The organism is Geminicoccus flavidas (assembly GCF_009806515.1).
Taxonomy (GTDB): Bacteria; Pseudomonadota; Alphaproteobacteria; order Geminicoccales; family Geminicoccaceae; genus Geminicoccus; species Geminicoccus flavidus.
On sequence record NZ_WUJP01000504.1, the window covers coordinates 1 to 269 of the forward strand.

Consider the following 269-nt stretch of genomic DNA (forward strand, 5'->3'; position numbering starts at 1 on the left):
CGCCGGAAAAGCGGGACGGGCGTGGCCAGGTGGCCGCGGACCAGCCGGCGCGTTCGAACCAACCGGGAAGCTCGGCCGCACGGCTGGGTGCCGCGGGGCTGGGTGCCATGGTCCGCGAGCAGATCCAGCCCTGCTGGAACATCCCCGTGGCGGCGCAAGGCCTGTCCGGCATGGTGGTCCCGGTCAATATCCGGATGGCGCCGGACGGCACGGTGCAGAGCGTGGCACCGGTGGATGTGGGCCGGATGGGGTCGGACCCGGTCTATCGT

The 269-nt window shown here is 72.1% G+C and carries 1 protein-coding gene; it reads left to right on the top strand.

All coding sequences use genetic code 11. The features are described 5' to 3' along the window. On the top strand, positions 1-269 hold a 269-nt coding region (locus tag EQG76_RS14190), incomplete at both ends, for a cell envelope integrity protein TolA (RefSeq protein WP_200840814.1).